This window comes from Kitasatospora griseola, from assembly GCF_044999035.1.
Taxonomy (GTDB): Bacteria; Actinomycetota; Actinomycetes; order Streptomycetales; family Streptomycetaceae; genus Kitasatospora; species Kitasatospora griseola.
In genome coordinates this window covers 1,797,231-1,809,319 of sequence record NZ_CP173360.1, presented here as the reverse complement: position 1 = coordinate 1,809,319, position 12,089 = coordinate 1,797,231, and the positions used below count along the sequence as shown (strand labels likewise).

The 12,089-nt window shown below is 74.2% G+C and carries 10 protein-coding genes; 4 read left to right on the top strand and 6 right to left on the bottom strand.

Annotated features, from left to right (window positions below; translation table 11 throughout):
- Nucleotides 1–1,350, bottom strand: coding sequence for an ABC transporter permease (locus ACI1MP_RS08455; protein ID WP_404868219.1), 1,350 nt, complete (start codon nucleotides 1,348–1,350; stop codon nucleotides 1–3).
- Nucleotides 1,347–2,267: an ABC transporter ATP-binding protein gene (locus ACI1MP_RS08450; RefSeq protein WP_100586246.1), complete on the bottom strand. Its 921-nt coding sequence runs from the start codon at nucleotides 2,265–2,267 to the stop codon at nucleotides 1,347–1,349. The genes ACI1MP_RS08455 and ACI1MP_RS08450 overlap by 4 nt, the downstream gene beginning before the upstream one ends.
- A gap of 38 nt (nucleotides 2,268–2,305) precedes the next feature.
- Between ACI1MP_RS08450 and ACI1MP_RS08445 the strand changes: the two genes are divergently transcribed.
- Nucleotides 2,306–2,761, top strand: a complete 456-nt coding sequence (locus ACI1MP_RS08445) for a DUF1214 domain-containing protein (RefSeq protein ID WP_404868218.1) — start codon at nucleotides 2,306–2,308, stop codon at nucleotides 2,759–2,761.
- Between the two features lie 57 nt (nucleotides 2,762–2,818).
- Here the strand turns inward: ACI1MP_RS08445 and thpR are convergent, their stop codons facing one another.
- The 4 genes from thpR to ACI1MP_RS08425 form a co-directional block, all read right to left on the bottom strand.
- On the bottom strand, nucleotides 2,819–3,409 hold the full coding sequence (gene thpR, locus ACI1MP_RS08440; RefSeq protein ID WP_404868217.1) for an RNA 2',3'-cyclic phosphodiesterase: 591 nt from the start codon (nucleotides 3,407–3,409) through the stop codon (nucleotides 2,819–2,821).
- A gap of 43 nt (nucleotides 3,410–3,452) precedes the next feature.
- On the bottom strand, nucleotides 3,453–3,683 hold the full coding sequence (locus ACI1MP_RS08435; protein WP_404868216.1) for a hypothetical protein: 231 nt from the start codon (nucleotides 3,681–3,683) through the stop codon (nucleotides 3,453–3,455).
- Nucleotides 3,684–3,706: 23 nt separating this feature from the next.
- Nucleotides 3,707–6,823: a hypothetical protein gene (locus ACI1MP_RS08430; RefSeq protein ID WP_404868215.1), complete on the bottom strand. Its 3,117-nt coding sequence runs from the start codon at nucleotides 6,821–6,823 to the stop codon at nucleotides 3,707–3,709.
- Nucleotides 6,824–7,093: 270 nt separating this feature from the next.
- A complete protein-coding gene (locus tag ACI1MP_RS08425) occupies nucleotides 7,094–7,819 on the bottom strand; it encodes a Crp/Fnr family transcriptional regulator (RefSeq protein ID WP_404868214.1) in 726 nt (241 codons plus the stop codon).
- Nucleotides 7,820–8,043: 224 nt separating this feature from the next.
- Between ACI1MP_RS08425 and ACI1MP_RS08420 the strand changes: the two genes are divergently transcribed.
- The 3 genes from ACI1MP_RS08420 to ACI1MP_RS08410 all read left to right on the top strand — a co-directional run bounded on the left by ACI1MP_RS08420 (nucleotide 8,044) and on the right by ACI1MP_RS08410 (nucleotide 12,039).
- A complete protein-coding gene (locus ACI1MP_RS08420; RefSeq protein WP_404868213.1) occupies nucleotides 8,044–8,772 on the top strand; it encodes a hypothetical protein in 729 nt (242 codons plus the stop codon).
- Nucleotides 8,773–8,786: 14 nt separating this feature from the next.
- Nucleotides 8,787–9,200 carry a hypothetical protein gene (locus ACI1MP_RS08415; protein ID WP_189270702.1) on the top strand — a complete coding sequence of 138 codons (414 nt, stop codon included), beginning with the start codon at nucleotides 8,787–8,789 and terminating at the stop codon, nucleotides 9,198–9,200.
- 196 nt (nucleotides 9,201–9,396) lie between these two features.
- Nucleotides 9,397–12,039 (top strand): glycosyl hydrolase, encoded by a 2,643-nt coding sequence (locus tag ACI1MP_RS08410; RefSeq protein WP_404870777.1) that lies wholly within the window; start codon nucleotides 9,397–9,399, stop codon nucleotides 12,037–12,039.
- The last annotated feature ends 50 nt before the right edge of the window (nucleotides 12,040–12,089 follow it).

Below are 12,089 nucleotides of genomic sequence, written 5' to 3'. Positions count from 1 at the left end.
CTATCCCTTCGAAGGTGCCGGAAGCAGCTCGACGTTGCCGTCGAACTGCCAGAGCGGGTTCGGCGCGTCGCCGGTGGAGGTGCGCACCAGGAAGTAGCCGTTCACTTCCTTCGGCCCGTCGCCGTCGGCGACGAACCGCCCGTCGGGGGCGATGTCGAGCTGGTAGACGGCCGTCCCGGTGGCCTCGACGCCGGGCAGGCGCCAGGACACGACGCAGCGCCAGTCGTTGCCCGGCCCTTCCGGCTCGACCCGGTCGCTGCCCTTGTCGCACGCCGTCGTGACCTGCAGCTGCGCCTCGGTGACGGCGGGACGGTTCAGCTCGGCGGTCTGCAGCCGGTACAGGTGGGCGAAAGCCGTGGCGACCGAGCGCTGCACCTTGTCCTGCCCGATCCCGGACCCGGCGGCCCCGGCCGTCGGGGTGAGGACGCCGACCGTGACGGCCAGCAGGGCGGTCGGCAGCAGGGCGCCGAGGACGAGCGCGCGGCGCCCGGAGCCGTCGTGCGCCGGGCCGGTGAAATCCCGCCGCAGGAACAGGAACCGGGCCAGCGCCGTCGCGGCGACCGCCCACACCAGGGCGACCGCCACGCCGATCAGCAGCGGCCCGGCCTGCACCGGCCCGGTGAACAGGCCGTTCCAGGAGAGGAACGCGTAGCCGGGCAGGGCGAGCCGCACGGCGACGGGCAGCGGCATCAGCTGGGCCAGCTGCATCGCCAGGGCGACCAGCGCGGGCAGCAGCAGCCCCATCGGGGAGCGGCCCAGCGCGACCGAACCGAGCAGGCCGATGCCGGCCAGCGCCAGGGTCGGGGCCAGCGCGCACAGCCAGGCCAGCAGGACCTTCAGCGCGGCGTCGCCCGGCGACATCAGGTGGCCGTCCAGACCCACCAAGGGCTGGTTGCCGACCGCCAACAGGCCGCCGACCGCACCGGACACCGCCAGGCCCGTCACCAGCACCATCAGCACGGTGAGGGCGGCCAGCGCCTTCGCGGCGAAGATCCGGCGGGGCGAGCGGACCGCCACCAGCAGGTGCCGCCAGGTGCCGAGCCGGTCCTCGGCGGCGAACACGTCGCCGGTGACCATCGAGGTCAGCAGCGGCAGCGCCCAGCTGCCCGCGAAGCCGAGCGTCACCAGCGGACCGGCCCACCCCGTGGCGTGCATCCAGCGGCCGAACAGGGTGTCGGTGGGGAGCGTGCCCTGCCGGCTCACCCCGGCGACGAACACCGCGGGGGCCAGCCAGCAGGCGAGCAGCAGCAGGCGGATCCGCCACTGCGCGACCAGCTTGACCAGCTCGAAACGGTAGGCGCGGGTGACGGGGACGCGCGGGGCCGCGGGTGCCAGGGTCGTCGTGGTCATCGGGCCTCCGCCTGCTGCTGGTCGGTGAGGGCGAGGAACGCGGCCTCCAACGGCGACACCACGGGCGCGAGTTCGCGCACCGCGACGCCGGCCTGCACCAGCCGCACCATCAGCGCGTCCAGCGCGGGCACGGGGGCGCGCACCACGAGCCGCTCGCCGCCGTCGTCGGTGACCCGGACCCCGGCGGTGCCGGCCGCCACCCGGCGGGCCGCCGCCGGGTCGGAGGTGAGCAGCCGGTAGTCGAGCGCGCCGTTCTCGGCGGCCAGCTCGTCCAGCGGGCCGGAGAACACCACCCGCCCGGTGGCCAGCACGGTGACCTCGGAGCAGAGCGCCTCCAGGTCGTCCATCCGGTGGCTGGAGAGCACCACGGCGGTGCCGTCCGCCGCCAACTGCCGCAGCACCCCGTGCACGTGCCGCTTGCCGGCCGGGTCCAGCCCGTTGGACGGCTCGTCGAGCACCAGCAGCCGCGGCCGGGTGAGCAACGCCGCGGCCAGCCCGAGCCGCTGGCGCATGCCGAGCGAGAACCCGCCCGCCCGGTCGTCGGCGACATCGGTGAGCCCGACCTGGTCGAGCGCCTCCTCGACCCCCGCGGCCCGCCCCCGCAGCGCGGCCAACGCGGCCAGGTTCTGCCGGGCCGTCAGCGACGGGTACAGCCCCGGACCGTCCACGAACCCGGCCACCCCGTCCGGCGCGGCCAACGCCCGCCCGACCGGCGTCCGCAGGATCTCCAGACTGCCGCCGTCCGCGACCGCCAGCCCCAGCAGCAGCCCGAGCAGCGTCGTCTTGCCCGCCCCGTTCGGCCCCACCAGACCGTGGATCCGCCCCTGCGTCACCGCCAGGTCGACGCCGTCGAGCGCGACGACGTCCCCGAACCGCTTGGTGATCCCCCGGGCCCGGACCGCGAGGAGTGTGTCCATGAGTACCTACCTCCAAAACCGTTGGAGACCCTAGGCACTTGACGCAACGCGGTCAGGCCCCCGTCCCTGAACGTTCGTGGAACGAAAGGCGAGGATCGGCCGTACACCTGACGACCCCTCACCCCCACCGCCCGACAAGGCCGGACATCCTCCGACTTCCCCCACCCGAAGCCCCCTCCGCATCCACAAGGGGTGGTGCGGGCGCACACCGCGGCGCACGGCCGCATCGCGCGCCGAAGTCCGGCCGGAAGAAACCCGAGAACATCTACGCCATCGGCCGCTTCGCCCCTCCGGTGGCCGACCCCGGGACCGGCGCGACCACGCTGTACGTCCAGGCCGAGGAGCCCGCCGACTCCGGGATGGCGGCGGCCAACTGGCTGCCCATCCCGACCTCGGGCAACTTCTCCGTCACGCTGCGCCTGTACGCGCCGCAGACCGACGACATCCTCGCCGACCGGCCGCCGACCCTCACCCCGGTGCCGGCGCAGGACTGACCCGTCGAATCCCCGCAGCGAGCGCCCGCCGACCCGTACGCGTCCCGGAAGGGGGGCCTACGAGTCGGCGGGGGCGTCGAGCGGCCAGGAGTCGAGGTCGCGGTAGCGGATCGGGCCGGGGCCGCGGCCGGTGTTGCTGGCGACCAGGTGGAGGCGTTCGGTCCACCAGGGGCGGCCCGTGAAGTCGGCGAGGCCGGCGGCGGCCAGGGGCACACTGGCGGGGTCGTCGCGGCGGGAGCGGGCCAGGGTCAGGTGCGGGCGCAGCGGGCGGTCGGGGAAGTCGAGGCCGCAGGAGCGGAGCAACTCCCTTACGTCGGTGGCGAGTCGGTGCAGTCCTTCGAGGTCGCCGTCGATGCCGCTCCACAGCAGCCGCTCGTCGAAGTGGCCGCCGCCGCGCAGGGCCAGCCGCAGGGCGGGGTGCGAGGCCGCCGCGCCGGGCAGCGCCGAGCGCAGCACCGGGGCGGCGGTGGAGGGGAGTTCGCCGAGGAAGGCGAGGGTGATGTGCCAGTCGGCGATCCGGTTCCACCGCAGCAGCGGGTACGCGGCGTAGGCGGGTTGCAGGGCGCGGGCCAGCTCGTCCTTGGCGTCGTCGGGCGGGGCCAGCGCCACGAAGAAGCGCCGGGTGGGGGGCTCGGGGTGATCGTCCACCAGGGATTTCTAGCACCCCCGCCGCCGGGCCGGGCCGGGCCGGTCAGTCGGCCGGGTCGGCCGGGTCGCTCGCGTCGTGGTGGATGTGGAGGTCGCCCTTCATGACGGTGTAGAGGCTGGCGTGGCCGCCGGCGGTGTTGTGCTGAGTGGGCGACTCGGGCTCGGCGGCCGCGGCCGGTTTCGTCTCGACCCGGTTGTCGCGGCCGATGACGACGGGGCCGTGGGCGTCGCCGCCGATGCGGACGTCGTACCGGTCGCCGGATTCGGCGGTCATGGGCGTTCCTTTCGCGCGGACGGTCAGTGGGCGGTCGAACGTTCCTGCCGGACGGTGGCGAGCAGTTGCTCGACCTCGGCGGCGGTGAGGACCACGGACTTGATCTCGATGTCCTCGGCGCGGTCCCAGTACGAGCTGCTCCCGAGGGCGTTCGCCCGGTTCTGGTTCTCCGCGCTGACCTGCTGGTACACGGCGGCACCGGCCGGGTCGTCGCAGGTGAGGGTGCCGCTGACGGTGTCGCCGGTGACCGGAAGCGGCTGCGGGCCGCTGGTGCAGCTGCCCGCGGCGCGGCCGTCGATGGTGAGCGAACCGACCGTCAGCTGGACGTTGACGTGGGAGAGCCGGCGGACGATGGCATCGTCCTTGAGGATCTCCGCGGTGACGACCTCCTTGACGTGGCACCCGGAGGCGTCGCAGTTCACCGAGCTGTCGGCCCCGTGGCTGCTGCTGAAGTTGAGGGTCCCGTAGGTGGCCGTGGTGAGGTCCTTGGTCGACTTCTCCAGGGCGTCGTACATCGCCCCGGTCGCGCCCGGCGCCACCAGCGCGAGGTCCATCGACGTGGTGTCCAGCATCGGGGACCTGGCCTCCGCGGCGCGGGTGAGCTTGCCGTCCACGAGCGGCTGGAACTTCATCGCGCTCGGCGGCTCCCAGCGCAGGACGCGGTACGGCGCGTCGCGGGAGACGTAGAGGAAGCCGGCGGTGGTGTCCGCGCGGAGGGCGGGCACGCCGTTCACGTCGGTGGTCTGCGGGTTCTCCGCCGCCGGGAGCCGCGGCCGGTCGGCGAGGGCCTGCGAGAACCGCTTGGCCAGATCGGCCGGGGCCTCGTACAGGGACATCTCCTCCGACAGGCGGCTGATGCCCTTCCTGGCCGTGTCGTACATGCCGTTGTAGGTCCACAGGCGCAGGCTGAGGTTCGTGGCGTGCCAGCGGGAGTAGTCCTTGCCGCCGATGCTCAGCAGGTCCTGGGAGTTGGCGTCGGACTCCATGGTGCGGCCGGTGAGGTGGCTGGTGCCGACCTTCTCGCCGTGCGCGGTCACCGTGACGTCGTTGAGGTACTCCTGGACGTTCCAGTCGCCCTGGTAGCGCACGCCCGGCGCCGCGGCCAGCGCCTGCACCGCCTGGTCGAACGGCGCCCGCAGCTCCTTCCCGCCGCCGGCCGAGCCGCTGCCGCCCCCGCCCGAGACCGACCAGGTGACCGCGCCCGTCCCGGCGAGCAGCACGCCCAGCAGGACGAGCAGCCCCTTGCCGCCCAGCAGACCGGCCGTCCCCGTCGCTCCTGCACCGGCCGCGACGGACGCACCGGCGGCGGCGTGCCCGGCGGCGGCATGGCCCGCGGCCGCGTGACCGGCCGTCTGCTGGCCCGCGTGCGCGGCCCCGTGCTGCGCCGCCGGCGCCGTGGCGTGCGGGACGGACCCGACGTGCGGAACTGCCGCCGGGGCGGCCGGCGGTGGCGGGGTGGGCGCCAGGTTCGCCATGTGCGAGGCCACCGAGTGGGCCTGCGCCCCGTGGGCGGCGGCGCCGGGCGTGGTCGCGGCGTGCGCCGCGCCGCCGTGCACCGCCGCGCCGCCGTGCGCCCCGGCCCCGCCCAGGCCGGCACTCGGCGCGGGGACGAGGCCGGTGGGCAGCGGGCCGGCCAGTGCGGGGGCGACGCTCTGGGCGTTGAGCGCGGCCGTCGCGCCGTGCAGGTCGCCGATCGCCTTCCACAGCAGCGCGGCCTCGCCGAGCAGCGCGACCGCAATGACCCGACGGCCCGTCAACAGGCTGCGGATGCCCTCCTCGTGGACGAAGAAGGTCTGTGCGGGCCGGTCGCCGGACCGTTCGGCGGCGTTCCAGCCGCGGCCGAGCAGTCGGCCCCACGCCCCCGGGCGCAGCGCGCGGGCCATCGCCGGGGAGGCGGCCCGGGCCAGGTGCACCGCCAGTTCGGGGCGTCCGGCCGCCTCGGCGAGGACGACCGCCCGCTCCAACGCCCGGCTGTGCTCGGCCACTTCGGCGGGTACGGTGTCGCGCCGGGTGACCCAGTCGGTGAGCCGCTCGCAGATCCGCTCGAACGGGAACGGGGCGGTCCGGCCGAGCGCCGCCGCGACGGCGTCCGGCGGGCAGCGGTAGCCGTGCTGTTCGACGCGCAGCAGGCCGACCTCGGCCAGCCGCTCGCACACTGCGGCGGCGTCGGGCAGGTCGGCGATGGCGCCGATCCGGTCCGGGGCGAGTTCCGCGCCGTCCAGGGTGGCCAGCAGGCGCAGCACCTCGGTCGACTGGGCGTCGAGTCCGTCGAGCAGCAGCGGGATCAGCTCGGACACCTCGCCGGCCCTCGGCAGGCCGCCGCCGGCGGTCGACCGGAACCGGGCGAGCACGGCGGCCTGCAGCAGGTGCAGCGGACGCCCCTGGGCGGCCTGCCAGAGGGCCGTGGCGCCGGCCAGTTCGTCCGGGGCGAGCGGTCGGCGCAGTTCGCGGGTGAGCAGTTCGAGTCCAGCGGCCCGGTCCAGCCCGGCGAGTTCCACCAGGGCGCCGTCCTCGCCGAGCAGCGACGGTCGGTGGGAGGCCAGCACGAACGTCGCGTCCGGGGCCAGGTCGGCCAGGGCGAGGGCCTGAGCGCGGGTCAGGTCCGCGTTGTCGAGGTACACGGTGACCCGCACCCCGGCCATCAGGCGCCGCAGTTCGGGCTCGGACGGGGCGTAGCCGACGGCGTCGTAGCAGGCCTCGAAGATCTCCTGCGCCAGGTCGCCGATCTCGCGGTCGGCGGCGTTCAGGTACACCCTCCCGGCGTCGGCGGCGGCAGTCGGTCGGCGCGCGGCGTGGCGCAGCAGCATGCTGGTGCCCGTCCCGGACGGGCCGTACAGCTGGACCAGCCCGCCGGTGCGGATCGCCCGTTCCAGGTCGGCGAGTTCGGCGGCCCGGCCGAGCGGATCCTGCTGCCGGCGGGGGAGCAGCGCCACCTGTTCCCGGCGCACCGGCTTCGGGCGGCGGCCCGCCACCAGGAGGGTCACCGTGGAGCCGTGCTGGGCGTCCACCACCAGGTTGTGGTCGCCGACCACCACCGGCCCGAGGGCGTCGCCGTCGATGTCGAGGCGGTAGTCGTTGCCGCCGCCGTTGCTGTCGGCGTCCGTCGCGGTGCCCGCGTCGGACGTGCCCGGTTCTTCCATCGCGACTGTCTCTCCCGGCCGTGGAACGCGACCGTTCTCGGGGCGGACCGCCGCGCGGGCAGGTCGGCCGGTACCGAAGGGGTGGGTCCGCCGGGTGCGCGCGGGCACCCCGGGGCATCCGGAACTGCCCTCGGCAGCCCGTCAGTTGGCCAGGCTAGCGGCGGGCCCCCGGCGAGACCCCGTCGAACGACGGTTTCCGCCCGGGCCGTTCACCGCACCTACAAGTGGCGTGCGGCGAGGGCCGTTCCGACAGGATCGGCCGGAGGGGTCCTACGAGTAGGCGATGGTCTCCAGCAGCGCCATGCTCTCCACCCTGATGGTGCGGTACCCGGTGGTGACGGCCCCGGACTCGCGCAGGCGGCGCAGGGCCTTGTGCACCGTGGGCTCGGCGGCGCCGGAGAGCGTCGCGAGCTCGGGCTGGGTGATCGGCCAGCGGATCACCGCGCCCGCGCCGGCCGGCTCGCCGTAGGTGACGGCGATCTGGTGGATCACCCGGGCGACCCGGGTCGCCGTGTCGCAGCCGGTGAAGTCGATCCGGCGGTCGTTCGCGGCCCGCAGCTTGGTCACGATGGACGCGTTGACGGCCTGGGCGATCCGCGGCTCGCGCCGCATGAAGTCGAGGAACGCCGGGCGGCTCACCGTCCTGGCCGTGACCTGGCCGCAGCTGGTGACGGTCGCCGACCGCGGCCGGCCGTCCACGGCGGCGAACTCGCCGACCAGGTCGCCGCCCATCCGCACCGCCAGCAGCGCGTCCCGGTGGTCGTGGGTGCGGCCGGTCACCTTGACCACGCCCGCCAGCAGCACCAGCAGGAAGTCCGTCCGGTCGGACTCCCGCAGCAGGACCCGGTTGGCCGGGTAGCGCACCTCGGTGCCGAGCGTCAGCAGCGGCTCCCGCTCGGCCGCGGACAGGCTGCCGAGCAGGCTCGACAGCGGCCAGGTCCAGGCGCGGCCGGACGGGTCGTCACCGTCCCGGCGGCTGCGGTCGTCGGCTGCCATCACTCTCCCCCTGCCCGTGCGGCTCCGAGCTTTCCGGCGCCGAGTCGTTCCGCGCCGTGCTGTTCCGGTGCGACCAGTATGCGTCCGGGGCGCGGTGCGCGGTGGCGGGACGGCGCGGTGTCGTGCGCGGGGGCCGGAGAACCCGTATTCCGACGGGGTCCGCCGTCCGCCGGTCCGGCACCATGGAGTCCGGGGGCGGCCCGATACGACATCAGGAGGCTTGGATGGACGGGGAATTGGCGTACCGGGCGGTCCTCGCCGTGGACATCGAGCGTTCCGCCGGACGCGGCGACCCGGCGCTGCTGGCGATCCGCGCCGCCCTGCGGACGGTGCTGCGGGAGTCCTTCGAGCGGAGCCGGATCGACTGGGAGGCCTGCCGGGTCGACGACCTGGGCGACGGCCTGCGGGTCACCGCACCGGCCGGGGCGCGGAAGGCGGCGCTGGTCCATCCGCTGTTCGACGAGGTCGCCGCCCGGCTGCGCGCCCACAACCGGCTGGCCGGGGCGCTGACCACGATCCGGGTCCGGATGGCCCTGCACGCCGGGGACGTCCGGCTCGGCCCGGACGGCGAGGTGGCCGGGCGGCCGCTGGAGGTGCTGGCCCGACTGCTCGACGCGCCCGCCGTCCGCACCGAGCTGGCCGAGGCGCCGCCGCAGACCGTCGCCGTGCTCGTCCTCTCGGAGCACTTCCACGAGGAGACGGTGCAGCCCGGCCGCCCCGGGATCGAGCCCGAGGCTTTCCGCCAAGTGGCCGTCGCCAACAAGGAGTTCACCACCACCGCATGGATCCGGACGGCCCCCGCCGAGGGCCCGTCCGAGGCCGCTTCGCCCGCCGTGCCCGCCGAGGCGCCGCCCGCCGGGCCGTCGCGGATGACCAACCGGGCGACCGGGCACGGCGTCATCTACGCCGTCCAGAACGGCGTCCAGCACATCACCACCACCCGTCGAACCTGAAGGAGAAACACGTCATGGACCACGAACTGGTCACGCTCGCGGAGTCCGGCGCTGCGGTGGTGGTCGGCGCCATGGCCACCGACCTGTGGCGCTCCGTCAAGGACGGCACGCTCGCGGTGTTCCGCCGGCTGGGCCACGACCGGCAGCGCACCGTCGCCGAGCAGCTCGACCGCAACGCCGAACTGGTCCGCGACGCGGACCGCCCCGAGGAGGCCCGGCGGGCGCTTTTCGCCTTCTGGGCCCTGGAGTTGGCGGCCGTGCTCCGCCAGGAGCCCGACCTGGCCCCGGAACTGACCCGGCTGGTGGCCGAGTTCCAGGGCGACCGGCAGCGCCTCGCGTACACCCAGAACAACACCGCCCACGACCACGGCACCGTCTACGCCGTCCAGCACGGCGACCAGCGGGTGGTCCGAAGCGCGGAGGGCTGAATCCGCAAAGGGCCGACTGATCGTCAACTCCCGCGCCAAGGACGCTTTTTAAGCATCCGTTATGTACACGCTCTTCACGGCGGCGGTGCGAACCGGAAGGCTGCGACTGGTTCGCCGGGCCGCGCGATCGCGCGGCCCGGAACACTCCTGGGGAGGACACCGCATCGTGCCCAACAGGCAGCGACGACGGCTGTTGATGTGCGCCGTCACCATCACCGCGCTCGGACTGACCACCGCTCAGGCCGTCGCGGCGCCCACGCCCGAGCAGCGGCCCTGGCCCGCCCGCCACCAGGCGGAGGTCGGGAAGCAGCACGCCGCGAAGGTCGAGGCCGCCACCGGCTCGACGTTCGCCGCGCGCGAGGACGACGGCGAGGACGAGGCGGAGAACTCCGCCGAGTCCACCGAGCAGTTCACCGAGGCCCGCACCGCCCCCGGCCTGGTCGCCCCGGGCGCGTACAGCGCGGCCTGGGCGCAGCTCCAGTCGCTGCCGCACACCGTCGGCTCCTGGAGCCACGTCACCGACAAGCCGTACAACTCGGACGACCCGCGCTACCGCGACATCGACTCCAACTCCGGTGCGGGCTCCGGAAACGTGACCGGCCGGGTGACCGGCATCGCCGCCGACGACGACGGCACGGTGTACGCGGGCGGCGCCAACGGCGGCGTGTACCGCTCCCGTTCGGGCGGCGGCCACTGGCAGGCGATCTCGGACAAGCTGCCCTCGCTGTCCACCGGTGCGCTGGAGCTCGACGGCTCGGGCCGGCTCTGGTACGCCACCGGCGAGGCGAACACCGGCGGCACCGCGTACGTCGGCACCGGCGTGTACGTCCTCGCCGACCCGAAGCACGGCGAGTTCAAGCCGGGCAACCGGATCGGCGGGACCGAGCTGGAGTCCACCGTCATCCACGCCCTGCGCTTCAACGGCGACAAGGTGTGGGCCGCCACCAGCCGCGGCGTGTGGACGCACTCCACCACCGACCTGTCCGGCCCCTGGAAGCTGGAGTTCGCGCCGAACCCGACCTTCCTGCCCGGCGGCGCCGACGCCAAGGCGCCCAACGCCCCGTACAAGAACATCGCCAACGACATCGCCTTCGACCCGAAGGACCCGTCGAAGGTGGTGCTGGCCTTCGGCTGGCGCAGCGGCGACACCTACAACGGCTTCTACAGCAAGGCCGCGGACGGCACCTGGCAGCGGCTGACCTCGCTCGGCGACCTGCCCGCCGACGCCGCCGACGTCGGCAACGTCACCTTCGCACCGTCCAAGGACGGCTCGCGCTACTACGCCATCGACCAGTCCCCGACGAAGATGGCGACCGACCCGGACAGCGGCCTGCAGGGCGTGTACGTCTCCAAGTCCGGCTCGCCGCTCGGCCCGTGGACCCTGATCGCGGACAAGGACAAGCTCAAGGGCTCCGGCTCCGCGCTCCAGGACGACGGCTACCAGCCGGGCATCCAGTCCTGGTACAACCAGTTCCTCCAGGTGGACCCGAACAACGCCGACCACGTCTACCTGGGCCTCGAAGAGGTCTACGAGACCCAGAACGGCGGCGGCGACTGGATCACCCCGGGCCCGTACTGGAACTTCTACTTCCCGTGCTGGGACATCGACCCGGCCAAGCGGACCTGCTCGCAGACCCCGCACTCCGACCAGCACGCCATCGCCCTCGGCACCAGCAAGGGCCGGACCACCGTGTACGTCGGCAACGACGGCGGCATCTACGGCCGCCCGCTGAACGGCGCGGTGGACTCCCTCGGCCACGCCACCGACTGGACGTCGTTCAACGACGGCAGCATGGACGCCCTCCAGTACTACTCGGTGGGCGTCGGCAAGGACCCGGCGGACCGCTCCGGCAAGGGCGTCGTCGTCAGCGGCGGCCTCCAGGACAACGGCCAGTCGATCCTGCGCGCCCGCGACAGGGCGATGGGCTCCAACTTCGGCGGCGACGGCGGCGACACCATCGTCGACCCGAACAACGGCTGCAACATCGTCGCCGAGTACGCCTACATGGAGATGCGGTCCACCCAGAACTGCGCCGTCAACGACGGCGCCTGGCAGGACGACCCGGCCAAGGCCACCACCTACGAGATCGCCCCGCCGGACCAGCACACGCACGCCGCCCGGTTCATCGCGCCGATCACCACGGACGCGAAGAACGCCGACACCTGGGTGGCCGGCGGCCAGCACGTCTGGGTGCAGAACAAGGGCTTCGCGATCCGCAGCGGCAGCGAGTGGACGGCCGCCTACGACCTCGGCGCCGGCCACGTCGCCACCGCCGTCGCCGCCTCCGGCGGCACCGTGTACGCCGGCTGGTGCGGCCCCTGCAACAACCAGGGCTTCACCCGCGGCATCGCCGTCGGCAACGCCGACGGCACCGGCTGGCACCAGCTGAACCTGCCCGTGGACGGCACCCTGCCCAACCGGTACGTCTCCTCCTTCGCCGTCGACCCGGCGAACGCCAAGCACGTCCTGGTCTCGTTCAGCGGCTTCTCCCGGGCCTGGAGCGAGGGCCCCGGCGCGGGCATCGGCCACGTCTTCGACAGCCGCGACGGCGGCGCCACCTGGACGGACGTCTCGGCCAACCTGCCCGACGTCCCGACCAACACGCTGCGCCTGCTGCCGAACGGCGGCCTCGCCCTCGGCACCGACCTGGCCGCGTTCTACCGCGCGCCCGGTCAGCGGAACTGGAAGGTGATCGGCGAGGGCCTGCCCACCACCACGGTGATGCAGCTCAGGACCGGCCCCGACGGCCTGCTCTACGCCGGCACCCACGGCCGCGGCATCTGGTCCTTCGACCTCGACCGCTTCGGTCGCGGCGAGGGGGACGACAACCAGCAGTGACCGTCCGACTCCGGTGCCCGGCTCCCGCTCACCCGAGCGGGAGCCGGGCA

Bases quoted from the DNA above. Each gene is read 5' to 3' on its own strand.
- ACI1MP_RS08420 (WP_404868213.1), top strand. From the start codon at position 8,044: ATGGACGGGGAATTGGCGTACCGGGCGGTCCTCGCCGTGGACATCGAG.
- ACI1MP_RS08455 (WP_404868219.1), bottom strand. From the start codon at position 1,350: ATGACCACGACGACCCTGGCACCCGCGGCCCCGCGCGTCCCCGTCACC.
- ACI1MP_RS08425 (WP_404868214.1), bottom strand. From the start codon at position 7,819: ATGGCAGCCGACGACCGCAGCCGCCGGGACGGTGACGACCCGTCCGGC.
- ACI1MP_RS08430 (WP_404868215.1), bottom strand. From the start codon at position 6,823: ATGGAAGAACCGGGCACGTCCGACGCGGGCACCGCGACGGACGCCGAC.
- ACI1MP_RS08435 (WP_404868216.1), bottom strand. From the start codon at position 3,683: ATGACCGCCGAATCCGGCGACCGGTACGACGTCCGCATCGGCGGCGAC.
- ACI1MP_RS08450 (WP_100586246.1), bottom strand. From the start codon at position 2,267: ATGGACACACTCCTCGCGGTCCGGGCCCGGGGGATCACCAAGCGGTTC.
- ACI1MP_RS08415 (WP_189270702.1), top strand. From the start codon at position 8,787: ATGGACCACGAACTGGTCACGCTCGCGGAGTCCGGCGCTGCGGTGGTG.
- ACI1MP_RS08410 (WP_404870777.1), top strand. From the start codon at position 9,397: ATGTGCGCCGTCACCATCACCGCGCTCGGACTGACCACCGCTCAGGCC.